General features: G+C 64.1%; 23 protein-coding genes and 1 pseudogene. 4 read left to right on the top strand and 20 right to left on the bottom strand.

The annotated features are described in order from the left end of the window. Position 1: 1 nt before the first annotated feature. Entirely contained in the window at positions 2 to 343 is a 342-nt protein-coding gene (locus N0D28_RS00565; protein WP_260560480.1) for a hypothetical protein, read from the bottom strand. A gap of 294 nt (positions 344 to 637) precedes the next feature. Here N0D28_RS00565 and N0D28_RS00560 point away from each other — a divergent pair. Both N0D28_RS00560 and N0D28_RS00555 read left to right on the top strand, forming a co-directional pair. Then, positions 638 to 859: pseudogene (locus N0D28_RS00560) on the top strand (transposase); the annotation flags it as partial. Beyond that, complete coding sequence (locus tag N0D28_RS00555) at positions 829 to 1,518, top strand: IS5 family transposase (RefSeq protein ID WP_260560479.1); 690 nt, start codon at positions 829 to 831, stop codon at positions 1,516 to 1,518. The pseudogene N0D28_RS00560 and the gene N0D28_RS00555, both read left to right, overlap by 31 nt. On the opposite strand, the gene N0D28_RS15545 is transcribed toward N0D28_RS00555, so the two are convergent. The 6 genes from N0D28_RS15545 to N0D28_RS00525 are packed head-to-tail and all read right to left on the bottom strand — an operon-like array spanning position 1,511 to position 13,729. After that, positions 1,511 to 2,833, bottom strand: a complete 1,323-nt coding sequence (locus N0D28_RS15545) for a hypothetical protein (protein WP_312846422.1) — start codon at positions 2,831 to 2,833, stop codon at positions 1,511 to 1,513. The genes N0D28_RS00555 and N0D28_RS15545 overlap by 8 nt on opposite strands. A gap of 7 nt (positions 2,834 to 2,840) precedes the next feature. After that, positions 2,841 to 3,254 carry a hypothetical protein gene (locus N0D28_RS00545; RefSeq protein WP_260560478.1) on the bottom strand — a complete coding sequence of 138 codons (414 nt, stop codon included), beginning with the start codon at positions 3,252 to 3,254 and terminating at the stop codon, positions 2,841 to 2,843. Beyond that, entirely contained in the window at positions 3,251 to 4,735 is a 1,485-nt protein-coding gene (locus N0D28_RS00540) for a hypothetical protein (protein WP_260560477.1), read from the bottom strand. Before N0D28_RS00540 ends, N0D28_RS00545 begins: the two co-directional genes overlap by 4 nt. A gap of 12 nt (positions 4,736 to 4,747) precedes the next feature. Beyond that, a complete protein-coding gene (locus N0D28_RS00535; protein WP_260560476.1) occupies positions 4,748 to 12,520 on the bottom strand; it encodes a hypothetical protein in 7,773 nt (2,590 codons plus the stop codon). A 58-nt stretch (positions 12,521 to 12,578) separates the two neighbouring features. After that, on the bottom strand, positions 12,579 to 12,995 hold the full coding sequence (locus N0D28_RS00530; protein ID WP_260560475.1) for a hypothetical protein: 417 nt from the start codon (positions 12,993 to 12,995) through the stop codon (positions 12,579 to 12,581). A gap of 38 nt (positions 12,996 to 13,033) precedes the next feature. After that, on the bottom strand, positions 13,034 to 13,729 hold the full coding sequence (locus N0D28_RS00525) for a hypothetical protein (RefSeq protein WP_260560474.1): 696 nt from the start codon (positions 13,727 to 13,729) through the stop codon (positions 13,034 to 13,036). A gap of 125 nt (positions 13,730 to 13,854) precedes the next feature. Between N0D28_RS00525 and N0D28_RS00520 the strand changes: the two genes are divergently transcribed. Further along, on the top strand, positions 13,855 to 15,147 hold the full coding sequence (locus N0D28_RS00520) for an RNA-guided endonuclease InsQ/TnpB family protein (protein ID WP_260561943.1): 1,293 nt from the start codon (positions 13,855 to 13,857) through the stop codon (positions 15,145 to 15,147). A 2-nt stretch (positions 15,148 to 15,149) separates the two neighbouring features. Here N0D28_RS00520 and N0D28_RS00515 read toward each other — a convergent pair whose 3' ends face one another. From N0D28_RS00515 to N0D28_RS00455, 13 genes are all read right to left on the bottom strand, one after another. Next, positions 15,150 to 15,413: a hypothetical protein gene (locus N0D28_RS00515; protein ID WP_260560473.1), complete on the bottom strand. Its 264-nt coding sequence runs from the start codon at positions 15,411 to 15,413 to the stop codon at positions 15,150 to 15,152. Next, positions 15,413 to 15,907, bottom strand: coding sequence for a hypothetical protein (locus tag N0D28_RS00510; protein WP_260560472.1), 495 nt, complete (start codon positions 15,905 to 15,907; stop codon positions 15,413 to 15,415). The genes N0D28_RS00515 and N0D28_RS00510 overlap by 1 nt, the downstream gene beginning before the upstream one ends. Positions 15,908 to 15,918: 11 nt before the next feature. Then, complete coding sequence (locus N0D28_RS00505; RefSeq protein ID WP_260560471.1) at positions 15,919 to 16,308, bottom strand: hypothetical protein; 390 nt, start codon at positions 16,306 to 16,308, stop codon at positions 15,919 to 15,921. Beyond that, positions 16,305 to 16,697 carry a hypothetical protein gene (locus tag N0D28_RS00500; RefSeq protein ID WP_260560470.1) on the bottom strand — a complete coding sequence of 131 codons (393 nt, stop codon included), beginning with the start codon at positions 16,695 to 16,697 and terminating at the stop codon, positions 16,305 to 16,307. The genes N0D28_RS00505 and N0D28_RS00500 overlap by 4 nt, the downstream gene beginning before the upstream one ends. Beyond that, positions 16,648 to 17,175, bottom strand: a complete 528-nt coding sequence (locus N0D28_RS00495; protein ID WP_260560469.1) for a hypothetical protein — start codon at positions 17,173 to 17,175, stop codon at positions 16,648 to 16,650. Before N0D28_RS00495 ends, N0D28_RS00500 begins: the two co-directional genes overlap by 50 nt. Next, complete coding sequence (locus N0D28_RS00490) at positions 17,172 to 17,687, bottom strand: hypothetical protein (RefSeq protein WP_260560468.1); 516 nt, start codon at positions 17,685 to 17,687, stop codon at positions 17,172 to 17,174. The genes N0D28_RS00495 and N0D28_RS00490 overlap by 4 nt, the downstream gene beginning before the upstream one ends. Positions 17,688 to 17,842: 155 nt before the next feature. Beyond that, positions 17,843 to 18,400 (bottom strand): hypothetical protein, encoded by a 558-nt coding sequence (locus tag N0D28_RS00485; protein ID WP_260560467.1) that lies wholly within the window; start codon positions 18,398 to 18,400, stop codon positions 17,843 to 17,845. A 3-nt stretch (positions 18,401 to 18,403) separates the two neighbouring features. Beyond that, positions 18,404 to 18,970, bottom strand: a complete 567-nt coding sequence (locus N0D28_RS00480) for a hypothetical protein (protein WP_260560466.1) — start codon at positions 18,968 to 18,970, stop codon at positions 18,404 to 18,406. A 53-nt stretch (positions 18,971 to 19,023) separates the two neighbouring features. Further along, the gene (locus N0D28_RS00475) at positions 19,024 to 20,289 is read right to left on the bottom strand and encodes a phage major capsid protein (RefSeq protein WP_260560465.1); all 1,266 of its coding nucleotides are present in this window, start codon (positions 20,287 to 20,289) and stop codon (positions 19,024 to 19,026) included. A gap of 87 nt (positions 20,290 to 20,376) precedes the next feature. Beyond that, positions 20,377 to 21,486, bottom strand: coding sequence for an HK97 family phage prohead protease (locus tag N0D28_RS00470; RefSeq protein ID WP_260560464.1), 1,110 nt, complete (start codon positions 21,484 to 21,486; stop codon positions 20,377 to 20,379). 72 nt (positions 21,487 to 21,558) lie between these two features. After that, positions 21,559 to 23,139: a phage portal protein gene (locus N0D28_RS00465; protein WP_260560463.1), complete on the bottom strand. Its 1,581-nt coding sequence runs from the start codon at positions 23,137 to 23,139 to the stop codon at positions 21,559 to 21,561. Positions 23,140 to 23,161: 22 nt separating this feature from the next. Further along, positions 23,162 to 24,706 (bottom strand): hypothetical protein, encoded by a 1,545-nt coding sequence (locus N0D28_RS00460; protein WP_260560462.1) that lies wholly within the window; start codon positions 24,704 to 24,706, stop codon positions 23,162 to 23,164. A gap of 46 nt (positions 24,707 to 24,752) precedes the next feature. Beyond that, complete coding sequence (locus N0D28_RS00455; protein WP_260560461.1) at positions 24,753 to 25,532, bottom strand: putative phage terminase small subunit; 780 nt, start codon at positions 25,530 to 25,532, stop codon at positions 24,753 to 24,755. A 207-nt stretch (positions 25,533 to 25,739) separates the two neighbouring features. Between N0D28_RS00455 and N0D28_RS00450 the strand changes: the two genes are divergently transcribed. Further along, entirely contained in the window at positions 25,740 to 25,880 is a 141-nt protein-coding gene (locus N0D28_RS00450) for a hypothetical protein (RefSeq protein WP_260560460.1), read from the top strand. Positions 25,881 to 25,991 lie beyond the last annotated feature (111 nt).

Here is a 25,991-nt window from a genome sequence, read left to right as displayed (position 1 = left end):
CTCACGGGTGGCTCCAGGGTGGTTGCAGGCCGCGCACCTTGACGTGGTAGGGTTTGCCGCTCAATGCCTGCCAACTCGCCAGCCACCACCAGGGCACGCCGGGATAGGTGACTGGCTCGCCAGGGAAGATCTCGCGCCAGGGGTAGACGCGGCCCGACTCGACCCGCACGAAGGCGCGGCCATCCGGCGGGCAGGGCAGATCGGGGCGAATGATGATGGTCACGTCGTAAATACCGGGCAAATACGTGGGCGCGGCCTCGGCCTGCACCCGGCAAAGGAACGGCGGACTGGGTGACGGCTGACTCAGCAATAGGGTGCCGAGCAGCAGCGGAGGTAACTTCATGATTCTCCTGGCAAGCAACAGCCCCCGCGTGTGCGGGGGCCTGGGTGGGCATGGATTAGGTCAGGTGGCGGGCGCTGAAGCACTGCACCGAGCCGACGCGGTGTTCTGATTGGATCGGATTAAGTGACTTTTCGGACGCTGAGGCTTGACGACAAAATCGACATAGTGACGGTCCCGCCTCCGGTGTTCTGGGCGGTGATCTCGAAGTAATCGCCAGCGGCGACCAATAGCTCGGCATACGGGAGATTCAAAGATTGACTTAGAGTCTATTCGGAAAGTATGTAGACTAAGGGCATGACGACGACACAGCCTCACCAAGCGCAGATTGATGAGCAAGAAACCATCTGGGAAGTGCCAGATGCCCTCTGGACACGTCTTGAACCGCTCCTGATCATTGACAAACCGCGCAAGAAGTCTGGGCGTCCCTCACGGGACGCCCGTTCCATTTTCAATGGTTTAATTTGGCTCGCCCGCACCGGCAGTCAATGGAGTCAACTCCCACGGCGCTACTCTCCGGTCTCTACGGCTCACGAGCGCTTCAGCGCTTGGGTGGAACATGGCTGTCTCAGACGGGCGTGGGCGGTGATCCTCGAGGAATATGGCGAGGAACTCGGCATCGATTGGGAGTGGCAAGCCGCAGACGGGAGCATTGTCAAAGCGCCGTTGGGAAAAAGGGGGCCTCCGGTGCCGAGGAAGCCACGGGGAGCAATCCAACTGACCGAGGCAAAGCTGGTTGTAAACGCACTCTCCTGACGGATGCCAAAGGTATTCCGTTAGCGGTCGTGCTGTGTGGGGCCAACCGCCATGACAGTCAGAAACTCAAAGACGTGCTGGAGGCCGTTGTCACCGTTGTTCCTCAACCGCAGATTGAGGAACAACGCCATCTCCTTCTTGACCGTGGATACGACACGCCGACGTGTCGCACCTTAGCCTGCGATGCGGGCTTCGTCGTGCATATTCCGAAAAAAGCGTCAAAGGAAACACCGCTTCCTGCGCCAACAGACCCAGATCGCCATCCGCCAAGACGTTGGGTGGTGGAAGTTGGGCACGCTTGGTTCAATCGGTTCAGACGGCTCCAGACCCGCTGGGAAAAGCGTCAAGCGCTGTATCTGGGATTTGTCGAGTTGGCTGCCTGCCTCATCATCTGGCGAAAACTGGCCCCGCTCGTCACCTGAATAGACTTTCCGAACAGGCTCTTAGCGCCCCCGTATAGAGGTCAGTCGAGCCGTTCTTTCTCAGTCTCCACGTCACGTTCGTGAGGGCAGGACTGCTTAAGCTGAAAACGTAGAGGCCACCCAGCCCAGCCGGGATCGTGATGCGTGAGTTGCTGGTGTTGTGGAAGTCGTCAGTGTCCCATAGTTCCATTGAGTTAGGGATGAGCAGCGCGACAATCGAGCCACTCGTAACGCTCTGGCTTGACGAGTTGTTCGCCATGTACTTGAAACGGTGATCACCTGCGCTCGCGCCGTCTGCGCCTGCCGAGCCGGTTGCGCCAGTTGGACCTGCCGGACCCGTCGCCCCTTGTGGTCCGGCGGGACCGGCGGGTCCGACTACGCCAGTCGTTCCTTGTGGTCCCTGTGGCCCGGCCACGCCAGCGCCCGTTGGCCCGGTGGCTCCTGGTGGACCTGCTGGTCCTTGTGGTCCGACTGGCCCAGCCACGCCAGCGCCAGTCGGACCCGCCTGTCCCTGTGGGCCTGCTGGACCTGTTGTCATTGCCGCAGCGGCAGACAACGCACTGGCGAGCTGGCCCTGTCCCGCTGCAAGCGTCGGCAACAGGGCAGCGGCCGCCAGAGCATCCGGTTTTGCCGCCGTAGCGGCCAAGGCATTCGGTTTTGCTGCTGCCGCCGCCAGCGCGTCCGGTTTGGCGGCCGCAGCAGCCAGGGCGTCAGTCTTTGCCGCCGCCGCGATCAAAGCGTCCGGCTTGGCATTCGCAGCGGCCAGGGCATCCGGCTTGGCCGCTGCGGCAGTGAGCGCGCCGGAAACGTCAAGGGTCTGGAACTGAGTGAGCAATTGCCCACTCAAGACGTGGTCGGCGTCCGCCTGGGCGAGCTTGGCGGTCAAGCTGCCCAGGGCATCGTCGATATTCTGCCGGGTCTGCTGGGTGGTGATCACATCGCCGTCCCCGTTGTCCCCGACGGCGCTCAGATCCCAGTTCCCCGACCCCGCCGCGCCGACTTCATGCGGATGCCCCTTGTAGATCAGCGGCAGGGCGCTCAAAGTCGGGCCACCCGTGAAATTGACTTTCACTGTCACCAGTGGCGGCAGGAGGTCGCCCGGCACGCCGCCGAACGCCTTGAGTGGCCCGCCAGCATTGCTCAGCAGGGGCGAGAAGCCCGTTGTTGCGTCAGCAGCGCCGACCTTGCCGGTGAACATGCCGCCCGCGAGCTGCGCGGCCACCCTGTAGGCGGTGGGATAGATGATCTCCACCGTGCCGCCCGTCGCGCCTTCCGGCATCAGCACCGTCGCGCTGACCGTCAGTAATTTTGCCATGTGGCTCCTAGAAGAAATCCGGCGAGAGGGAAGCCGGGTCGGGGACTTTCGCCGGGGTCAGCGTCAGGGTCACCAGCGCAAACCGGGTGTTGCTCTTGTAGGCGCTGGCCACCAGCGAGCCGCCGATCAGCGCTGTGGGGTTGCGGTGCTCCCGGTCCAGCAGTGTGGCGCTCCGGGCGTCCGCTGCCATCTGGTCCAGCCGCCTGCTCAACTCGGCCTCACTGGCAGCATGGACCAATCCCTTGAGAATGATCGGTACCGGGTCCGGCAGGCCATCCGAGAGGTCGAGCACATCCAGGTAGCCGTAGGCCCGCACCAGCGTGCGCGTGCGGGCTGTGGGGGCAAGGCTGTCAGGCGCCAACGTCCGGGGCAGCGGGCGGCGGCCTGTTGGTGTCGTCAGCCAGTAGCGTTCATCGCTCATCCGGTCCACCGTCCATTGGCGTCCACTGGCGAGCTGCTGTACGGCAGTGGGCCGCACTGAACGTCTGTCCAGATACCCGCCTGAGAAGCATTGATGACCGTGCTGGCGTACTGGTTGACCCCGCCCGGCAGTCCTGTGGCCAGCAGTGGCCCGGCATGAATCCCCGGCAAGCTGAAGTTCCACGCCTCGGCAGTGACCGGCGGCACGTCCAGTCCCACCGGGTTCTGTCCGTAGCTGACGCTGTAGCTGTCCACGTCATACCGGATTGAGCCACCACCGGGAGCAGATGAGCCGCTGGCCGACGAGCTGCTGTTCAACGCTTTCAAGTTCGTAATGAAATAAATCGAAGACATGAGGCCAACATCTGCCGCATTCAATTTCACCTGGATTTTGAAATTGCCAGGCACGGCAAGGTACTGGTTCTCGTAGAGTTCGACGAACCCGCCTACCCGTGCGATGCCCTGGGCGTGCAAGTAAACCTTCACATCGCCCGTCACGCTCCCAATGCTGATGTTGGCAATCACACTCGTGTCCTGGACGCGCCCAGGCGTCACGTCAGGCACAGAGAAGATGAGCGTCACGCCGCCCTCTCCGCCCAGGGGGGCGCTAATATCGCCGCCACCACCACCGCTCAGGGCAGCAGAGAGCGTGGTCACGCTACTGCTCACGCTGCCGCTCACGGCAGCCGTGCGCGTAGGGGCGAACAGGGGTATGGCAGCTGTGCGGTTGCTGTCCACTGCCGCTGGGTTATAGCTCCCCACCCCCTGCGCCCAGCGCCGGATCTTGGTCAGATAGGGCGTCACGTTGCGCCCGGCACTCTGAAGGCTATACGCCCGGCTGTCCACGGTGTAAACGGTGGGCGTCGTGTAGGTGGGCGATCCGGCCGCGAACACCAGATCCGGCCCGACGCAGTATTCGGCCATCGGATCGTTCTGAAGCGCCGATTTCCACCATGTTTCGAAGGTCGTGAGCGGCGTTGAACTGGCCGCTGACCAGCTTCCATAGATCCGGCTTGTCGCTGACAGCGGCGCAATGCCTGCTGGCGTCGGAACGCCGCTGCCACTGACGAACTCCTGCATCCGAAGAGAGTCCGGCGCGATCAGCGGAATCTGCCACTGGCGCGGCCCTGAGGCCTTTGGTACGCCAAGTGCCCCGGTGTAGATGATGATCTCATCGCCGCTGGGCAAGACCGCGATCACCCTCACCAGCCTGTCCATGCCGCCGAAGGTGCAGCGAACAGGTTGGCCGGGCAGGGCGCTGGATGCGAACCCGGCGGGCAACCTGCTGGGCATGGTGACGACCTGCAATTCGCCTTCCAGGCAGCCGCCCAGGCGAGATCTGGGCAGGCGGTAGCTGATGACCTCGGACGTCCAGACCTCGGACGGCGCGGCGCTCGGCCAGGTGGAGTAAAGCTCGACGTAAAGCCTGCTGATCTTCCAGAGTTGTAAGCCTGTTCCTGTTGCGTTCACTGTTCGTGCCATACGTTCACCTCCTCATGACTGCCGGTTGCTGTTGGCCCAGTTCGGCCCACTGGCCTGGCTGAGCAGCCGCCCGATCTGGTTGGCCGCCGCGACATTCATCGCCGCCGCCTGCAAGTTGGCCGCGCCGCCGCTGCGGATGTCGCTGCCGCCGCCCGCGATCTGCGGTCCCACCGTCAGCAGGGTGCTGTTGAGCTGATCGAGGCTGGCGGTGGTTACGCTCACCCCGGCTGCTGTGGCCGGGTTGATCCCCAGTTGCGACTGGGCGCTGGGCAGCGCCGCAACGGCTGTGCTGCTGATCGGCTGGAGATTGGAACCGGGAGCGGGTGCAGGTGTGGCCACAGGTGCCGTTCCGCTGGTACCGAACACGCCCAGACTTGTCGCTGTGGGCACCAGGACGTTCTGGTAAAAGGCCTGAAGCTGTGCGTTGGCCTTCACGGCAGCGTTCTGAATCCCCTCGGCAGCGGCGGCCAGCCCCTTGGCGTCCCCGGCCTTCATGGCCGTGATGTAGGCGTCGAGGAACGGTTGGAGCGCGGCCTGCATCACGGCACCCTTCAGAAAGCCGTCGATCAGCCCTTGCAGGATCTGAGTCCCGAGGGTCTTCTTCAGGTCGATGCCGAGATCGGCGAAACTCATCTTTCCAGCCTTGATCCCGTCGAGCATCCCGGTGCTGATGCCCTGATAGATGGCGTCACCGAGTGATTTGGCAATGTCGATGGCCGTCTGGTCAATGATGCTGCGGCTGAGCTTCTGGAGGCCCAGGAAGCCGCCTCTGTACGTCTCGGTGACGGCGTACTTGCCGAGGTCGAAGAACTTGATGTCCTTGGTGGCGTTTTCAATGTCCTGCTTGGATTTGGCAAGAGACCTCGCCGCGCCCTGGATAATGTTCAGAATGGTGCTGACCACGGTGGCCACAGCGGCGATGGCCGCGCCGACCCAGTCACCTTTCGCGAGTGCCCCGATCACGCCCTGGACGCCCTGTACGAACGCTGTCGTGACCCTATCGACGTTCTCGTCGCCGGTCTTAAACACGTCGCCCAGAGCGCCCACGAAGGCCGAGGCCCCCGCCAGAATGCCTTTGCTGCCGCCTCCGGCCTTGAAGTAGGCACTCAGGCTATCCAAGCTGCCAAGGATGACCGTCCCGACCTGATCCGTGGTCTTTGAAGACAGCAAGGTGCTTACCAGGCTCTCGTGCGCTTGGATGGCCGACAGAGAGGCGTCGCCGAGCTGCTTATCGACCTGTATCTGGGCCTGAACCGCCGCAATGCTGGGGCCGAGGTTGCTCAGGTCAGCCACCAGATTCAGACTGCCCAGGAGCTTAGAGGCCTCATCAAGCGCCCGCGTCAAGGGTGAGTCGTGAACCAGGCCCTCGATCTCTTGCCCGAGCTGGTCGATGGTGCTTTGGATGGCCGCTTTTTCGGCCTGGGTCTGCTCGTCCGTGCCGGTCAGGGCCTTGAGCCGCCCCTGCCAGTAGGCCAGTCCCACCTTGAGTCCCGCCTCGTAGACGGAGGTGCCGTCGCCGCCATTTTTGGTGATGCTGGCCGCGAGTTGTTTGGCTTTCGCCAGCGCCGCCGTCGCCTGCGCGTCGAGCTTGCTCTGGTTGTTTTGAATGGCCGCCTGATCGGCCTTGAACGCCTCGATCTGGGCCTGTGAGTATTCCTTCGTACCCACCTGGAAGCGGGTCAGACGCGAGTGCATGTAGGTCGCGTAGCTCTGGAGGGCCTGCTGGTAGCCCGCGTCGGTGATCAGCCCAGCGGCCTTCTGGCTCTTGGAGAGTTCGAGATTGGCACTTTGCTCGGCGTCCGAGGCGGCGTCGGTAAAGGCCGCAGCGGCCTTGTTCCCAGCGGCCGTCGCCTTGCCGTCGATCTGGGCCAGAAAGCCGGTGAAAAGCGTCACCGTGGCCTCCAGGCCCGCTTTCGTCTTCACCTCGTCGAGCGTGAGCGGGTGGCCCTCGAATTCCTTGAGCTTCAGCGTGATCTCGTCGATGCCGTCCGAGTAGGTCTTCCGCAGCGTGGCAAACGTCGCCACGGCCTGGTCACGGGCTTCCCCGGCTCCATCCGGCGTCCCGATCTTGGCCAGGCCGGTATGCAACTCACCCGTCACCTTCGCTGGATCGGCGATCAGCTTCGCGGCCGCAGCCCGCACCTTGTCGCCGAGCTGATCGACTTGCGTAATGGCCTTGTCGAGCTGCTGAACGGCTGCTTCTCCGGCAGGGCCGATCAGGGCGTAGGTGTCACGCAGGCCCATGAAGGTCTGGCGCAGGGTCTGGCGCTGCTGGCCATCCAGGGTCGAGAGTCCGGCCAGGGCGTCCTGGATGATGGTTTCAACGGCCTGCTTGTTATCGGCGCTCTGCTGCTTGAGGTCGGCAGCGGTCTGTTTGACCGCCTGGGTCTGGGCTGCCAACTCATCCTTGCGGAGCTGGGCGAGGTAATCGGAGAGGGCCTTGCCCTGGAGCTTTTGCCCGTCGCCGTACTCGCGGGAGATGGCCGAGAGGCGCGCCGCGTGGTCTTTTTCGACGATTTCCAGACTCAGGCCCTGTTCGGTAGCGGCCTGTTTTTCATCGGCGTAGGTGGCCTTTTCGGCGTCCAGCTCGGCGGCGCGGGAGGCGTTGATTTCGCTGACCTTGGCGGCGGCCAGCAGGGGCTTGTATTTCTCGATGATGGCCAGCTTGCCCTGAGCGGTCAGATCATCGGCGGTGAGTTCGTCGCGCTGGGCGTTTTCTTGGACCGCTGTGGCGTCCTGGGCGCTCTTGAGGGCTTCCTGTAACTGGAGTCTGCGGCTGGCCCGGTCCTGGGTCGCCAGGGCCTTAACGAGCGTGTCGGCTGCCTGGGCCGCCTGCTTTTTACCAGCAGCCACCGCCTCGTCATCAATTTTTTGCTGGGCGGCGGCGGCCTTCGTGACCGCCGTCTGGGCCGAGGCCAGGTCTTTTTGTTGGGTCAGCAGGTAGGTCGCCAGCACCGCGCCGTCTTTTTTCAGGCCGTCGCCGTACTGATGGTCAATATCGGTCAGGCGGGTCAGATGGTCGGCCTTGACCTTCTCCAGGCTCAGGCCCTGATCGGTGGCCGCCATTGTGGCGTCGGCAAAACTGGCGTTTTCGCTGTCGATCTCAGCCTGACGCTGGGCCAGCACCTGGTCGCGCTTGGCCTGGGCCAGCTTGGGGCCGGAGGCGGTCAGGATGTCGAGTTTTTGCTGGACCGTGAGGTCGGCAACGGCGAGTTGATCTTTCTGGTCGTTTTCGGCCTGGGCAAAGCTGTCTGCCGCCCCTTGCACGGCGTCCTGAAGCAGGAGTTTGCGGTGTGCCCAGTCCTGGGTCAGCACGGCGCTGTCGAAGCTGCGCTGGGCCGATTGGAGGGCCTGATTCTGGGCGGTGGTGTTGGCCTGCTGGGTGTTGCTGTAGCCGGTCTCGATGGCCGCCAGGGCAAACACTTTCTGGGCGCGGAGCTGGGTTTGAAGTTCGGTGTCTCGACTGGCCGCCAGGATGGCCTTATCAAATTCGGCAGCAGTTTTCAGGCTCTGGGCGTCGGCTTCCTTGCGCGCCTGGGCGTTTTTGACGGCCAGCACCTGGGAGCCGTAGTCCTTCTCGATCTGGAGGAGTTGGGCCAGGTTTTGACCGGCCTCCTGCTTTTTCTCGGCGTAGGTGTTGATGGTGCTGTCAGTGCTGGCCTGCTGGGTGGTCGCCTGGCTCTGGCCCAGCAGCGCCTCTCCGGCGTCATGGGCCTGCTGGAGTTTGGCGATCTGTTTGTCGAGCAGGTCGAGCTTGGTTTGATCCGCCCCGTTGCTGACCAATCTGGCGCGGTAGCCCACCAGCTCAGAGAGGGTCAACCCGTCCACTTCTTGTTTCAGGGCCTTGAGGCGGACGGCGTAGGCCGCCTGCTGGACAGCGGTATCGGCAGCGGCCTTGCCGGTTTTCTGGAGCGCGTCACCCTGATCGAGCAGACTCTTGAGACTGCCCTGGAGGGCGGGCGGCAAATCGTTTACCTTGTCGCGCAGCTTGCCCAGTGCCTGCTCAAAGTGCAGCGCGCTCTGTTCGGTGACCTTGTGCTGCTCGGTCTGGAGCTGGAATTTGGCGTTCAGATCAGTGATCTGGGTGTTGAGGTGCTCGGCGGTCTCACCCTGGCGCTTGGCCTCGTCAGCCTGTTTTTTGGCCTCTGCGGCCGCTTTTTTGCTCGCGGCAGCTTGATCGGCCAGGGCCTTGTTCAGCAACTGGTGGATGAGTGTGGAGCGGCCCCGGTCCATGCTGGCCTCGGCATCTGCCAATTTCAGCTTCAGGGTCTCGACGGTGGCACCCTTCAGGGCGTCGCGCAACTTGATCAGCTCTATGCCAGTGGTCTGGTGGACACTGGCGGCCTTGACCTGTCCAGCAGTGCTGTCGGAAATGGCCTTGGCCTGGTCAAAGAGGGCCTGAGTCCCGCCCTGCAACTCACTGGGCAGCTTCTGAAGCTGGGCCTGATAGCGGTCCATCTGCTGGTTAAACGCCAGTTGACTTGCCGCCGTGACCTTGCCCGCGTCCGCCTGGAGCTGAAATGCCGCGATGTGCTGGCGAATGGCCGCCACCAGGGTCGTGCGGGTGGCCGTCTCGCTGGCGAGTTGCGTGGCCAGTTTCTTGCTCTCAGCGGCCTGCTGGCGGGTCAACTCGGCCTCAGCGGTGAGCACGGCCCGCAGCTTGGCTTTGTCGCCGAGGCTGGTCTGGGTGGCCCGCTCGGACTCCAGCTGCTGCATCGTCATGCCCTTGAGGCTGGCCTTGTAATCGTTCAGGGTATTGATGTCAGCAACAGTGATGGGACTGCCGCGCTTGGAGCCGAGGGAATCCAGCGCGGAGGCTGCACCCTCACTCGACTTCCGAAAGGCGTCCAGGGCGTCCTTGGCGTGAATGTAGGCCACGGTACCGGGTTGGGCCTTGTCGAAAGCGTCCTGAAGCTTCTGGGCCTGGACAATCAGGGCCGCGAGCTGCTTATCGCTCAGCTTCTGGGCGGTGCTGCCCAGGGCTGCCAGGGCCGGATCGAGCTGGGTCGCAGCGACCTTGGTGGTCGCAGTCATTTGATCGTTGAGGAGCTTGAATGAGCCCGTGGCTTCCTTGGCCGTTTTGTTCCAGGCGTCGGTGCCGGGCAGATTATCGCCGATCCGGCTGAAGCCCGCACCGATGGTGTTGTTGGCCGTTTGGAGTAGCGGCATGGTGGTGTTGCTATAAGACATGGCGACGGTGGACGCCGCCTGGCCAGCGTGGCCCACAGAGTTGATTCCAGCCTGTCCCGCCACGGCCAGGGACGCCGCCGCGCCGCTGAGGTCGCCGTGCAGGAACTTCGTCCAGGCGTCCCCCAAATCTCCGAGCATGGTTTTGAGGTCGGCCACCATTTGGGCGACCGCCGTTTTGGTTTCCGAGACTGCCGATCTGACTGTGACCACCAGCCCGATAAACGGCGCGGCAATCGTTTCGCCAAAGCCAATGGCGACTTGCCCGATGCCCACGAGCGTCTGCCCGAACAGCACCACGCCTGCCGCGACCTGGCCGATGGCCTCGCGGTTGTTGTGCAGCCAGTTGACCGCCTGTTCCAGCATCGGCAGAAACTGCATCCCGATGGCCTGCGAAGCGGCGTGCAGCGAGTTCTTGAGTTCAGTGGTCTTGTCTTTGTAGTTGTTGGTGGACTCGGCGACCATGTCGTCGAGACGCTTTTTGTCCTCTTCGGCGGTGATGGCGATGGCCAGGGCCTGCGCGAGCGTGCGGTGCCCTGCCGCCATCTCGGTGACGGTCTGGATCAGACGCTTGCCCTTGGCGTCGATGCTTTCGAGCAGCACCGGCAGCGGCACGCCCGCCTTGATGGCCCCGTCGATGCGCTGGGAGAGCAGCAAGATGGCCTGCTCTGGGCTGTGGTGAACCATGTCGTCAAACTTGCTGACGGTGACGCCCAGCAGTTTCGACCAGTTCCCGGCTGCCTTGCCGCCCTCGTCTGCGGCTTTCTGCATGTGCAGGTCGAGATCGACGATGGCGTGGCCCGCCGCCTGCGCTTTCGCACCGGTGCCGATCAGGGCCGCTGAGATGGCCAGAATCCCCGCTTCCGTGAAGTGGGTTTCCTTGGCGAACGAGGCGAAGTAACTCGCCATGTTCAGGATCTCGGGGATCGTCGAACCCACCGAGGTCTTGAGGGCCACCAGCGTCCGCACCGTTTCGTTCAGCCGCTGATTGAACGGCTTCACGCCATCGGTGTCCGTGGCCCTCAGGAACTTGACCAGCTCCTGAGAGGTCTCGGTCAGGTTGGTCATGGCACCGGACGGCTCGCGCATGATGACGGCCATCTGCGCCATGGCCTTCGTGAACTGAACGAGGTCGGTCTGGCCGTGAACGCCAAGGCGGGCCGCGCCGAGGGCAATTTCGTTGAGCTGGTCTTTGGTGATTGGCAGGGTGCTGGACAGCGCCGTCATGGCCTGGTCGAAGCCCATCACCTGGTCATGGGTGAGGTGCGCCGTGGTGCCGACCATGGCGAGCTGCTGCTCCAGGTCAGCAGCATTGTGAATGCCGTCGGCGATTGCCTTGCCGACGCCCAGCACTGCCGCCCCTACGGCGACCAACGGCGCGGCGATCAGCAGGACCGGGCCGAGGCGGGCCATCAACCCTTCAGCCGCACCACCCGCTGCGCCCAGACTGCCCGACAGGGTGGTGAAGCCGAGCGAGATCATGCCCAGCGGACCGGGAATCAGGGAGAGCAGCGGCGCGAGGCCGCCCAGACTCTTCAGGGCGTTCTGGAGGTTGCCCGAGATGCCCAGCGTATTGACTTTCCCTTCCAAGGTGGCTTGCTCACGGGCAATCCGGGCTTGCAGGGCACTGAGCCGGGTCAGTTCCTTCTCGGTGAGTCCGGCGCGCTGGGTGACCCGGTCCAGCTCCGCCTCGACGCCCTTCATTCCGGCCTGGTACTGGATGGCCGCGTCGCGCTGCTGGGTCCAGCCGCTGGCCTGGGCAAACGCCTTGTCGGCGGCAGTGCGGACCCGCTGGTAGGCCAGTGCCACACCGTCGAGGGCTTGCCTGTTCGCCAGGGTCTGGGCATCCAGCGCGGCCTTCTCCTCAGCAGCCGCCTGAACGAAGGCGCTGGCGCTGCGCTTGGCACTCAGGGCGCTCTCCTCGCTGCTCAGTCGCACAGCGGCCTGAATGCGGACCTGCATGGCCGTGACAGTCTCGGCCTGCTCACGGGCATAGGTCTCAGCGGCGGTAGCCCCTTCACGGGCTGCCTGGACTTGTGCCGTGGCAGCCAGCTTCGCCGCAGCCGCTGCTTCCCTGCTGGCCACCTGGGCCGCCTGGGCCGCTTCACGGGCAGCAGTTCCCTGAACAGCAGCAGTCGTCTTCGCTTCAGCTGCCTGCTCTTTCAGAGCCATGCTCCACCACTGGGCGCTGGCCGCAGCGCTGGTTTTCGCCTCAGCGCTCAGGCCCGTGAACAGCCCGCCGATCTGGGCTTGTACGGCACTGACGCCTGCCGCCTGCACCGGCACCACAACGGGACGGCTCAGCGTCTTCAGCGTGGCGCTGGTCTCGGTCGCCAGGCGCTCCAGGTTGACCAGTGGCGTGCTGGCGATCTGGAGGTTGACTGGCGTGCTGAGCAGCTTCAGCTCAGCCTCAATCTTCGGCAGGCTGCCTTCCAGCTTAGCCAGAGCGGCTGAGTTGACCTTGACATCAATCGGCATGCCCAGAGGCTTGAGGATGGCCAGACCTTCAGTCGCCAGAATCTTGAGCGCTGTGAGGGCTTTGGCAGTGCTGGCGGTGATGTCTAGGAATGCTGAGCCGACTGAGCTGGGAATGAGCATCACCTCCGAGGGAGTGCAAAAAAGCCGCGTGAGGGCGGCTGAGTCTGGGAAGCCGGACTTACTCCAGCTCCCCGTTTTGTGCTTCTAAAAATGCTGCGCCCGTCTCGCGTACCCGGTCGAGGCTGTCCTCGATGTCGATGGCCTGAATGACCCACGAAGAGTTCTTCAGCCAGCCGGATTCCAGCGCGTGAACGAGGGCGGCGCAGTGGTGCGGCGAGAGCATCGGTGCAGGCGGCTCGAACCCCTCTGGACGGGCATACCAGGGCAGCAGCTCCAGCGGCTCGAACAGCTTGCGCCGGTCGACCTTCTTACCGCCCTCAGCCTTGCCCCCGTTGACGTTGCCGAACATGGCCGCCAGGTGCGCCATCGGCCAGGCGCGGCGCAGATGCTTGGTCGGCAGGTGCTGCCAGGCTGCGGCGCTCACCAGGCTCTCGGTGTCCAGGCACTGCGGCCAGGTCCAGCCCGCTTCGAGCATCAGGTCCCGGAAGATCAGGTTCCAGAGTTCCTCGTCGGTCAGGCCGGAATCGGCTCGGCGACGGGTTCGGCGTTTGGGTCTACTGCCTCCACCGGTACTTCACCCGAGGTCAGGTAGACCGCCAGTTGGTTCAGTTCGCTGAGCTGAAGCTGGGAGAGCAGCCAGTGACCGTCAATCGGCGCGGTGCCTTCGGGCACACGGGCATTCAGCAGCGCGGCGTCCATGTCGGCGATATGGCGCAGGGCCTTGTCGATGTTTTTCACGGTGCCGTCGGCGTTGAGTTCTGGGGCCGCGCCGACCAGCAGGATCTGCTCGCTGTAACTCAGGGCGCGGCTGACGAAATTGATCTCCGCGCCGTCCTCGCCCAACACGATCGGATCGCCCCACGTCGGCAGGTCAAAGGTGACGCCCTCGCCCACGTAACCCTCGGGCCGCACGCCGGTTCTGAAAAACTCCAGCAGCGGCACGGTGTTGCCGTCGCCCAGGTGCGCGAGTGCCCAGTCACGGTCGATGACGATGTCGCCAGCACCCGCGACCTGCCGGGCCTTGAGCAGATCGGCCATGCGCTGGGCCTGCTCGTCGAGCTTCTGCTCATTGGTCAGGTTGGGATCTACAGCCGTTGCCAGAAGCAGCTCTTCCTCCCCGTTCAGGCGCTTGCTCAGGAAGGTCATGGCCCCGAGGATGAACGGCAGGTTCTGATGGTGGCGGCTCGCAAAGACGAGGTTCTTCTTCATCCCTGAGCCTTGGAGACCCGCGACTTGAGTCGTGGGAGGAAAAGGCTCTGCCCCGCAGGGGCAACAAAGACCAAAGCATTACAATCTATTAAACTCATATGGGATAACCTCGTTGTGTGAAGATCATGCTGAGCGCGAAGCTAAAATTGCGGCACACCCCGGAGCAGAAACTTGCTCTGGACGCCGTGACGTTGGCGTACCGCGACGGGTTGAACTTTGCTTCGCAGATGGCCTTTGATCTGGGTAAGACCACTTCCGTTCCCAAGCTCCATAAGGAAACTTACGGAACCTTGCGGGAACGCTTCGGGTTGGGTTCTCAACTCGCCTGCACTGCCGAGCGCCAAGTTGCCGCGTCGTACAAGACGCAGTGGACGAAAGCCAAGCAGAATCAGAAGGCCCGTGAGAAAGGCTTTACCAAGCGCCGCTATAAGGGCCTTGACAACCCCATGAAGTTCGTCAGCCGCACGCTGGAGTACCAGCACGGGCGCGACTACTCGTGGAAAAAGGATGGCAAGGTCAGCGTTGGGACGCTGGACGGACGCCTTGTGCTGGAGTTCGACGGCTACCAGAAGCACCTTGACTACATCGCTCAGGGCGCGGAAACGGGGGCGGCCAAGCTCTACTACCAGAAGTCGAAGAAGCAGTATTACCTGATCGTCGCCCTGAACATCACCCTTCCCGATCCCGTTCCTGCCAATCACAAATCTGTAGTCGGCGTGGACGTGGGGCAGCGTTACCACTTCGTTGCCACCGACATGAATGGGCAGAGCCTGTTTGAGAAGGGGGCGGCGGTCCGGCAGAAAAAAGACCAGTTCGCTCGTACAAAGAAATCCCTCCAGCGTAAAGGCACCCGTTCCGCGACTCGCCGTTTGGTGAGTTTGTCGGGAAGGGAAAGACGGTTCGTCGCTGACAGAAATCACTCGCTTGCCAAGATGCTGTTGACCCGCTTCCCAGGTTCGATTTTCGGCCTGGAAGACTTGACCAACATCCGTGAGCGCACTGAAGGACGCAGTAACCCGAACGCCAGCAGAAAGGCGAGACGGGCCAAACGCCGCCGCAGTCAGTGGAGCTTTCAGGAGTTGCAATTCAATCTTGCCTATAAAGCTCCGCTGTTCGGGAGTCTGGCGGTTAAGGTTGATGCAAATTACACGTCTCAAGCGTGCCCGAAGTGCGGCCATACCTCGAAGGGGAATAGGCCGAACGCGGGGTTGATGTTTGAGTGTGAAGTCTGTGGTCATGCGGGTCACTCCGACAGGGTTGCGAGTGTGAATATTGCTTTACGAACGCTGCTTGTCCGGCAAGACTGGATGAGTACGGGTGCTTTATCAGTGCGCCCTGATGTGTCGGATGTTGAAGTCAAAGCTGCACGCCTTTCGAGGTACGCGGAATTGCGATGGAATCCAGACACAAACTCGTGACTTCAGTCATGGGTCATTGATTTGGATGGCTCCAGTTCGAGGTCCACGCCCACGACGACCAGCGGGGTCTCGACAGTCAAATAGGTTTCCGGCAGGCGCAGGGTGAAGCTCGCGCCGAAGGGATCGGTGAGCGTGACGGGCAGCCCAGGCAGCTCGCTGTTGATCATCAGGACAGCGTCCACCAGCACGCCGTCCTGAACGTCGTCGTAGGCGAACACGACGACCTGCGGCGTGTCGTCCCAGCGATCACGCCACAGGACGGTCATCAGGCCTGGGTGCCGGGCTGGGGCTTGCCGTAGACGCTGACGGTGTGATCGACGGTGATGACGCCCTTGTCGGGGATTTTCATGTCCCACTTCTCGACCCAGATGGGCAGGTCGTAGATGGGCTTGGTGGTGCCGATGCCGAGCGGGCAGACTTCCACCCACACGTCAAAACCGGTGTCGGTGCCCAGGGTGTTCTGCGCGGCGGCTTCCATGATCTGGAGCGCGAGGTCACCTTCGGTCCAGTTGGCGGTGCCGATGGTCATTTCGCCCATGCTGGTGCCGTCCGGGATGTCGATGGTGTTGCCGTTGGTGCAGAAGTTCTCCAGGCTGATCTTGCCGTTGGTCAGGCCGATGCTGACGTCCTTGACCAGGCACAGAACCTTGAAGCTAGCAGCGAGGGGCTTGGTGCCGTCGGCCATGCCGGGCGCAACGCGGACAACAGCATTCTTGCCGAAACGGTACTGGGTTCCAGCGGGTTTGGTGGGATTGGCCATGGTGGGTCTCCTTAGACGGGGTCAGCCGTCAGCTTGAGGAACAGTTGCTCGGGGTCGTCGGGGCTGGCAGGCAGAATCTTCGGGTCGTCGGCCAGCGGATGAAACACAGCAGCGATGGCGTTGGCGGCGTCTTCGAGGTCGGCGTTGTCCCAGTTGATGAACTTCACTGGCCACTCCTCGACGAAGCCCAGGAATTCGAAGCCGCTGAGAATCTTGCGGTCCGGGTTCCGGGCGATCAGCACTTCCAGGCCGCTGGCTTCGGTGCCCGCTTCCGGGTCGCCGACGCTGATGGCCGCGCTTGTCTGGCCGCCCGGATGGGTGTAGGTGCCGACGCTGACACCGCCAGCGGCCAGCGCCAGTTCGATCTGATCTCGGATGTCTGCCGCTGTGGGCAGGTTCATAGCTCGAAATACCGGATAAACACCTCCGCGAAGTTGAATTTGTCAGCCACCTGCTGCGGCAGGTTGCGCCCCGGCAGGCTGTAGGCGCGCTTGCGGTCGGTCGCGCCCAGGAACACGGCGGCGGCATACGGCGCGTCCCAGGTGATGCGGGCGGTGAGGCCGGTGATCTGCGGTTCCTGCTGGCTGTCCCTCAGCTCACCGGTGTCCACGAGGTTGCGCGGACTTCCGGCGACCTCACCGTTCTTGCGGCGGGTGGTGCCAGCCCACTGCCAGGACTCATCCTCGAAGGCGGCGTTTGCCTTGTCGGCGTACCCATGCACCGCCGCCGCGAAGCCGACTTCAGCTTTGGTCTGGAGCTGGAGCAGGTTGAGCGTCAGGGTTACCGGCATCGGTCACCTCGGGAGCGGGCGCAGGGTCAGGGGCCGGAGTCTGGGCCGGAGCGGAGTCAGAGGCGGACGGCGCAGCTTGGACGGGATCAGGCGTGACCACCGTCACAGGGTCCGCTACTGGCGCAGGCGGCGCTGGAATTTCAGGTGCCCCGTTCGACACCGGCGGCCCGGCATGCACCAGTTGCTCCAGCTCAAACTCGGCGCGGCTGATGGCCTGATCGAACTGGAGCTGCTCAGCGTCGTAGGTGCCGTACTTGCGGGTCATGGTGCGGTTGTAGCGCCGCAGCCCTTCCAGCACGCTGGCCACTGCCCCGCGTACCTGATACCCGGCCAGGGCGTCCGTGCTGACCAGGTTGGGGTTGACGGTCACGTGGGCAATGTCAGCTCCGCTGGTGGCGTCAACGAAGATGCTCGCCGCTTCGTCCTGATTGGGGTCTTCGGCGACTTTCACGCGGTCTAAAGCGTCAGATTTGGTCATGTCTTTTTCACCCTCCAGATGCCCACCCAGCGGGCACCAAATTGCTGTTCGGTCTTGAGGTCTTCGTCCGGCCAGGCCAGCATGATGGTGAGCGTGCCGGGCTGGCCGTCCACGTCGAGCGGGCACTGGCTGCCGTCATTGAGTCCGGGCGGCGTGAGGGTCGGGTGCTCCAGCGTGCCCCAGCGCCCGATGATGGCGGTGCTGGCGCTGTCGGCCCCGACGAGCTGCACGACGTGGGGATCATTGCTGTGGGTCAGGCGGGCGGTCACGGTCAGTGACCCGGCTGAGCTGCTGACCATGTTTCCAGTCCCCGGCTGACGGACCAGCGCACCCGGCAGCGTGAACGTCAGGGACTGGAGGCGCGTGCGCTCAGCAGCTGGATTGAGCCGAACCACCAGCGCGACGCCCTGCCCGCCAGGGTCTTCCGGATCACCATCAGGCGTGAACGTGCGGCCCTGGGCGTCGATCACCGTGTAGCCCGCCTCTTGGATCGGGGCATCCCGTTGGAACATCCCTCGCCAGGACGGCGTCTTGAACTCGGGATCATGAATCTTCAGACCACGCGCTGAAGGATCATGCTTCTGGAACAGAATGGCGTCCGCTTGGACGTCTGCCTGTCCTGGCCTACGGATCGTGACGGGCTTGAGGTGCCTGGTTGGAAGTTGCATCAAGCTCCCAGATAGGTCCAGGGAGCGAGGAGTGCCTGCGCTTCCTCCTGGAGAGCGCCTGTTTGCGTCTCGTAGGTTTGTGCCCAGTCAGCAAGCTTCTCGCTCACCACCCCTTCCGGTCTGGCCAGCAGGTTGCGCCCAGTCAGGAGGATGGCCTGCTGGATGCTGACCGGCAAGCTGTTGCCGTCCGGCCAGCCGGTCTTGAAGATCGCCACCACCAGACTCAGCGGCGCGAACTCCAGACTGAGAGCGTCCCGGCGGATGCTGAACGTATCGAAGGTGCAGTCACCTGTGATGTCGGTGCCGTCCTGCGTCACGCTGACCAGCGCAGTGATCGGCCAGTAGTGCAGCACTTCCGGCCCGAGCCTCCGCTTCCCGTACAGCGGCAGGCCGTAAGCGCGGCCATCGTTGCGCATCCGGTACTCGCAGACCCAGGTGCGTTCGCTCAGGTCGGGCAGACCGGGGCAGATGGCGGCGGCGATGTTGGCCTCGGCCCGGCTGAGGGCCTGCGCCGGGGTCAGCTCGCCGCTCAGGTCCGAAGCCGAGAGCAGCGCCACGGGTTACTCCGCGACGCCCAGGGCCTTCAGGCGATCAGCCTCGGCCCCGCTGAAAACCGCCGACTCGCCCGTGTTGTAGATGTGGTAGGACCGCAGGAACGTCACTGCCTCCATGTCCTCACCGTCCGGGATGCCGGGGTTGGTCAGGTCGCCCGTCGTCACGCCCTGGCGGGGGTCGGGCTCGTTGGGCCGCAGCACCGGGAGGTCTTCACCTGCCAGGGACTTATCGGCGCTGCTACCTGTACGCCGGTCAGTCTCGGTGCCGTCTTCGAGCTGGCGCACGATGCCGCCGGTGGGAACAACTCCAGCGGCGTCGTCGGTGGTCTTCTTGTTGTTGGCGGCTTCGCGCTTGGCGCGGCCCGCTTTCGCGGCAGCCTGCGCGTCCACTGCGCCGTTCCCAGCATCGGCGGCCTTGGCCACGTCCGTGCCGGCGGTGTCAGCGGGAGTGGTGGGCACCGTGCCAGTCAGCTCAGTGGTCTGGGCCTTGTTGAGCGCGTCGCCCGGCTGGGTGAGCGGACCGCTGGGCACGTTGGGGTCATTGCTGACCGGCGTTTTCGTTTCGTCTGCCATGGTGGTGGCCTCCTGAAGGCGTGAAGGTGGGGTGATTGCCCGCGCTGGGCGGTTTAGCGGGCGGTAACGGTGGTGAGGTCGACGCGGCCCACGGCCACTGCTCTGGTGTGCCGCAGAGCCAGGTCGTGGCGGGTGATGGCGCGGAAGAGCGTCTGGTCAGTGCCGAAGGCGTTCACGTTGGCCGTGCCGTTGAAGTAGCTGCCTTCGCGGCTGGTTTCCATCTGCAAGGCCAACGCCTCGCCGATCATCACTTCGCTCCAGTCGGCGAAGTAGATCTCGGTGCCCGCCGTACCGCCTGCGGTGGTGAGGTTGCTGGGGATCTGGTTGCTGATCCGGAAGGGGAAGCCGAGCAGCTTGCCGTTGTCCATCTCGTCGCGGTAGATGTACTCGCCGGTGGTGCTCAGCACGTTGTAGTACTGGGCTTCCACGTCACTGTTGAAGATCCAGCCCACCGAGCGCATCGGTAGGTTCGCGCCGCGCAACTTGGCCCGCACGCCCGCGATGGCACTGGCCAGGGTGGTGTACGTGGCGATGTTTCCCGCTGCCGCCTGGTTGAGCACACCGATTGGGCTGAGGCCGCTGTCGCCCGTACCGCGCAGAAACGCAAGGTCCTCACGCAAGGACAGGCCCTGGCCGATGTCAGCCACGATCAGCTCGTTCACGCGTCCGCTGGTGTCATGCAGGAGTTCATTGCTGACCGGCACGATGACCGACAGCTTCTTGGCCTGCATGGTCACGGTATCGGTGGTGGGCTGCTGAGCGGGGATGTTTTGCAGTTCGCCCGCGTACGCGCCGCTGACGCCGCTGGCCTGCCGGTGAATGGTGAGGTTGCCGTTCGGCAGCGGAATCACGCGCGCCCCGCTCTGCCGCACGACGGCCATGGCGTAGAGCAGCTCGATCATGTCGCCCGCGTACTGGGTTTCCACCAGGTTGCCGCCGTCACCGGCCACGCCTTCAGACAGCGCGCGGGTCAGGGCATCTGCCGTGCCTTTGTCGCCGTAGCGCTTCTCGACGAACTCAGCGGCGCTCCGGAGGTCACCGCGTGCGGCGGCCAGACCACGGGTGAAGTTGCCGATGCGCTGAATGACGTGCTGACGGCGGTCTTCTTTGGTTTCGACGCTGCGGACGGTGGCGTGGCCTTCGCTGCCGTAGAGCGCGGGGCGGCGGCTCTGGGCCTCGGCGGCGCTGCGGGCGTCCTCGGCGGTCTTGAGCTGGGCGCGCAGGTCGTCGGCTTCCTTCTTGTGGGAGGTCTTGAGCGTGTCGACTTCCTCGGTGATCGCGGCGCGCATCTGCGCCAGTTCTTCTTTGGTCAATGGCATGGGTGGCCCTCCTGTAGGGCATCAAAAAAGCCGCACTGGGCGGCGGGCGAGGTTGGGCGCTTGGAGTTGGTTGCGGAACGGCGAGGGTCAGCCCGCCGGAGCGCCCACGGTTTCGGAGATGACGCCGCGAATGACTGCGCGGACGTCGTCGAGGGTGGCTTCTTCGGGATCTGGCGTGGGTGGAGGGTCGGCGCTGATGAGGCCGCGCAGCTCGGCGAGGCCGTCTTCCAGCGGAACCTCCTCTTCGCCTTCAGGCTCAGGCTCGGGCTGCGGCTCAGGCGCAGGTGCGGCTCGGAGCTGGCAGACGATCTCCTTGAGGTCATCTGCGTGTAACCGGGCCGCGCGGGTCTGGGGCGGCTTGCTGCGCTCGGCAGTCTCTTCCTCAGCCGCGCCCACCACCGTCCAGGTCGGCAGCACTTCAGCCAGGTCGCCTGCAAGCGTGACGGCCCCAGCGGCGTCGACACTGTAGCCTTCGCGGTAGAAACTGCTTTCGCCGTACTCGGTCCAGACGAGGTAATCGTCATAGACGGCCACCACGTAAGCGCTTGACCAGTCGTCGTCGTCGCCACGCTGTTCGTTGACGGCCTCGGCCAAACGCTGCATCAGCAGCACCAGGTTCAGCGGGCCAGCAGCGCGGGTGTTGGGTGCGCGCAGGTCAGCGGGCCGTTGCTCAGCGCTCAGGAGTTCGCCTGCGCCGTGTAGATCCACGCCCTTACTCCGCATGGTGATCAGGCTGGAGCGGTTGCTGGGCAGCGAGACGAGGCTCAGCTCGTCCAGCACGTCTGCGTCGATTTGGGTGTAGTCGCCGATGTTGCGCGTCTTGTACTCGTCGAAGCGGATGGAGAAGGCATTGAGCGCCCCGCTCCGCACCAGCTGCTGGATGTCGGTTCCGTTCGGCGTTCTGGTGTCGGGCAGCACCGCCACTTCCACTTCGAGGTTGCTGCCGACGTACCCGATTTCGCGCACCTTGCCGATGGGTTCGGCGACGTCGTGGGCGTAGAGCAGGATGGGGTTGGTCTTGAAGCCGTCGAGTGCCCGCTGGGAGAGGCGAATGCGGGTGCCGAAGGAGTCGGTCTCATCAGCATTGTTGGCCACGCCGCGCAGGATCAGCTCGCCGCTCTGGGCTGTTTCGCTGATCCGGGTTCGCAGGGTCAGGTACTGGCCTGCTTTGAATCGGGTCTGGTTGGTCTGTGTCATGGGGTTCACCTTCCTTCAAGGGGGGTTTGGCGGTGGTGCGTCCGGTTCGGGGCTTGGTGGTGGCGCTGGTCTTCATCTGGCCTCCGCGAGTGCGGACGCCTCAGCCTTGAGGGCCTCATACGCTTTGGCGAGGTCGCCGCCACTGCGGTTCAGGGCTGCGAGGCGCAACTCACCGGCCAGCGTGGCCAGCGATTCACCCTCAGCGGCCCAGCGCTGGGCGAACTCGGCGGGCAGGTGGGGGCGCTCGGTTTCGCTGGCGTGCTTGAGGCGGCGGTACTCGCTCGCCCACAGCGTCCGGTACCGGGCGGCCACAGCTCCCTTGTCTTCGGGTGGGGCCTGCGCCTCGGCAGGGGCGGTTTCACCAGCGACAGGTTCAGCGATGTCTTCGGGTGCGAGGCCGTGATAGACCTGCGTGCCGCGCGGCATGGTCCAAACATCCGGCTGCCCGTCCTCCTCGTATCCGGCGGCGGCGCGGTATTCTTTGCGGCTCAGGAGTCCTGCACCGGTCTCGTCGAGGCGGCGCTTCTCCAGTCGGGCCAGGTCGTCGTCGACTGGGCTTTCGATGACCACGCGGCAGCCGGGCCAGCGGGTGGCGAGGCGGTTGAAGAAGCGCTCCAGGCGCTTGCGGTGTGGGTCCAGCGTCTGGCTCTGGTAGACGGACCTGGCAGCGCTGAAGGTGTCCGCGCCGAGTGCGCCGGTGTCGGTGTAGCCCAGCACCGGCCCCGGCACGCCGAAGTGCATCAGGATGTCCTGCCGCGTCGCTCTCGTGATCTCCGGGAAGGCCAGGTCCTTGAAAGCAGGCGCGATGCTCTTGAGCTTCAGGCCACCCCACAGCGGCGCGAGTTTGCCCGCGTTGTAAACGCCCTGATACTGCTCGTTCCAGCTGTCCTTCTGGGCCTGCGCCGCGACCGGGCCGGGGTAGGCCTGGTCGGACTCCAGCACCGCGCCTGGTACGGCGTTGTTGGCGAAGTAGAAGCGGGCGTAAGCGCGAATCTCACTGTCGAGCGTGATGGAGTTGCTGCCTGCCTGCACGGCGCTGTTGCCGCCGTAAGGGTTGGTCGGCTCGGGGATTCGCACTTCCAGCACGCTGAGGCCGGACGGGTCGGGTTTGGTCGTGAAGGCCGGGAAGTACTGCTGCATGCCGCCCAGGCCCTGGTAGCGGTACTGGCTGATGAAGTTCACCGGGTCGGGCAGGGCGTCGAGGCGCTGCGGGTAGAGCAGGTGCAGCTCGCGGGGCTGGCCGTGTGTGCCGTCGACGACCAGCACGGCGGCGCGTCCCAGCAGGCACAGGTGCTGCTGGAGCACATGCCGGAGTTCGGTACCCTCGGCCCAGGGGACAGGCTGGGTCAAGAGCTGCTGGAGCGGGTGTTGCGGGTCAGCCACCCAGCGCCCGCCGCGCTTGCTGATCTCCACCGTGACCTTGAGGCTGGAGACGTCCTCAGCGATCCGCAGAACGGCAGTGTGAACCACGCCCACGTTATTCTGAAGCCGCTCGGATTCGTTGAGTTGCACCTGGCCAGTGGCGCGGTTGCCGATGCCGCTGAAGGAAAAGAGGGTGCCCCAGCCGCCACTTCCAGCTGGGGCATAGATGCCACCCGCGTTGCCTTTGCGGCGCAGGGCGCTGCTGACGGTCTGAACGGCTCTACTAAACATGCTCAATTGATGTTCACCTCCTTCACCAGCCAAAGTGCTCACCGATGACTGCCTTGAAGATTTCTTCTGGAGCAAGCGCCAGCGCCGCGCCGTCCCCATCGTCGGGTGAACGGGTCGGCTTGACACGACTCTTGAATTCGTCCTTGCTTTCGAGCCTGCGAACGATGCGCCGGTTCCCGCCTTCATTGCGGGCCACGAACTTGGCGCGACGTTCGGTGAAGTCCGTCTGGAGGTGCTCGGGTGGGTTCGGGACGCTGGCGATCTTGAGCATCTCTGCGGCTTCGCCGTACATCTCGGTGGCCAGGTCGGCGTAGCGCTCGCCGTCATGAGGGACACGGTTGAACTGGACCTCGTGGAAGATCAGTGTGCATCCGGCGAGGGTGGCCGCTTCGAGCAGCGCCGCGTCGGCCTTGCTGATGTCGATCTTGCCGGAGCCGTAGCCGCCGGTGCCGTCAATGCGGAAGCTGATGAGTTCTGCCCCAGCGGCGATGGCCTTCAGAGCAGCGGCGCGGATGGCTTCGACATACCGGAAGTCGTCCACCTGGCGCAGCTCGGCTTCGCGGGTCAGGGTCAGCTCCTGGTAGAGCCAGACGTTCCCGGCGTCGTTGCCGTAGCGGGCGCAGTCCACGCCGATCTGTGCCACCCGGAAGTCGGCGTGTTCGGGCCGGGGCCGGTTGATGGCCGCCTCGAAGCGCCCAGTGCTGATCAGGGCGTCACCAGCATTCGAGGCGGGGGCCACGCCCAGCGCCCGGAACTGAAATTCGGCATTCGGGGCGAAGATCGTGCCGGGCGGGTAGACCGCGCCGTCCCCTTCCACCTGAATCTCCCAGGCCACCTCGAAGGTCAGCAGGTCCTCGTCATGCTGGAGCACCGGCTCGCAGTGCTTTCCGATCATCTGATCGAGCCAGGTGCGCGTCGTGCCCCCCGGCACCACGTCCACACCCTCGACGACGTTCGGGAAGTCGAGCAGGCTGAACACGTAGTTCTGGACGCCGGGCTGCTTCCCGAGCTTGTGGAAGGCGCTGGTACGGGTCATGGGGTTGGCGATCAGCAGCCAGATCAGGACCACGCCGCCGGTCATCATGGCGTTGATGGCGTCGTACTGGTAGGCGGGCACGCCCTCGGCCTCGTCGACCACGAAGAACATGTACTTGGCGTGCTGACCCTGGGCGCGGGCGGTGCCCTGCCCTCCGGCGTCGCTGGTGGTCCGCCCGATGGCCCAGTGGTTCTCACTCTTGACCATGCGGGGCGAGCCGGGCAGCACCCGACCGGGGAGCTGCTTGCCTTTGCGCTGGCTCTTGATGTCCTTCCACAGCAGCAGCTCCACCTGATCGGCGCTCGGCGCGGTGCTGATGGTGGTGCTGGGCGTGAAGGCGTCGAAGAACCAGTTCACCAGCCCGGCAGCAATGAATGTCTTGCCGACACCGTGGGCGGAGTCCACCCGGAAGATCTTCGGGGCGGCCTTATCCCCGGCGAGCTGGCGGCGCACGCTCGCCCCGATGTCCTGCACCAGTTCGAGTTGCCCGCGCTTGCCGTTGCGTCCGGCCCACGGGTGAATGTTGAGCACCTCGCGCAGGTAATCCAGCGGGCGGGTCTGGTACTGGTTGAAACGTTCAGCCTTCGCCCGCTCCGTTCTGAGTGCTGCGGCTGGCGAGTTCCGCGAGGCTGATGGTGGACCACTTCTCTTCCACGGAGGCGTGAAGCTGGCTTCTGAGTGGGTCATCTTCAATCACCTCCAACATTGCCTGGGTCAGGTGCGCGGACATGGCGGTCCACAGCAGGTCAATGGTGTTCATGCTGAACGTCTCGACTGAGCGGGCCTTGCGAATGCGCTCGACCATGGTGCCGATCTTGTCGATCAAGCTGCTCACTTTAGTGATGTCGGACATCCGCAGCGGCTTGCTGGGCAGGTACGTCATCGGGTCAGGCATGGCCACAAGCAGTTCTTCACTGAGGTCGCCTTCACACTCCAGGGCGTCGGCTCGGAGTTCGTTCCACCAGGCGGACCAGTCGCTCTGGAATGCTTTTTCAAAGCTGAGGTTCCAGCGGGTCAGCATCTGGTCCTGCTCGTCGAAGCGATCAATGAAGTCCTGCACCAGCGCCCGCAGCAGCATCGCCTCCGGTAGCAAGTTCAGCGGGTCAGGATCATCCTGAAATTCGATGAGCAGTTCCTTGATGCGCGCCCGACGGATCGAGGTATACCGGCCCTTCGGCGCAGGCGTCAGCCCACCATGAAGCCAGCAGCGCCCACTTCCTGAGTGATCCGTGCGGAAGCCAGCAGGGTGACGGCAGGGCTTGCCATTGCGCCTGCCTTTCGCCCCGCAGATTTCCTCCTGCTCCCTGGGCTTGCGCTCAGATTCTGCCTGGGGTTGTGCCGCCGGGAGATTCTGCATGGGGTTCCCGTTCGTGGGCCGCACCTTGACCTTCTGTTTGGCGGACCAGGCGGCTGCCCGAGGCGAGGGCGACCCGCTTTTGCTGGACGGCTTCTTCTCTGGCGCAGGCTTTTTGGGTGTGGCCATCTTCGTGTTTCACCTCCTCTTCGCACGTCAAAGCCCCAGCCTCGCTGTTGCGGGTGCTGGGGACTGGCCTAAACTGCCTCAATGGGGTTCTTTCTGATCGCGGTGGGAGTCGTGCTTCAAGTGCTGGCCATTCGTGCTGGCGGGCAGAAAGCCATTTGGCTAGCAGGCTTCGGTATCGCGGCGCTGGCGCTGGGCGTAGCCGCGTGGCGTGGCGGCGATTGAGTCTTCCTCCCTTTCCTTTATATTTCTACTTCGTTTTGGTGGCAGGGCCGGTATCGAAACCGGAAGCCCAGGGAGACGTACGTTCCACGGTGGCCTCAACCTGGGGACGCC

Source organism: Deinococcus rubellus, assembly GCF_025244745.1.
Classification (GTDB): domain Bacteria; phylum Deinococcota; class Deinococci; order Deinococcales; family Deinococcaceae; genus Deinococcus; species Deinococcus rubellus.
This window is presented reverse-complemented; position numbering and strand designations above follow the sequence as displayed.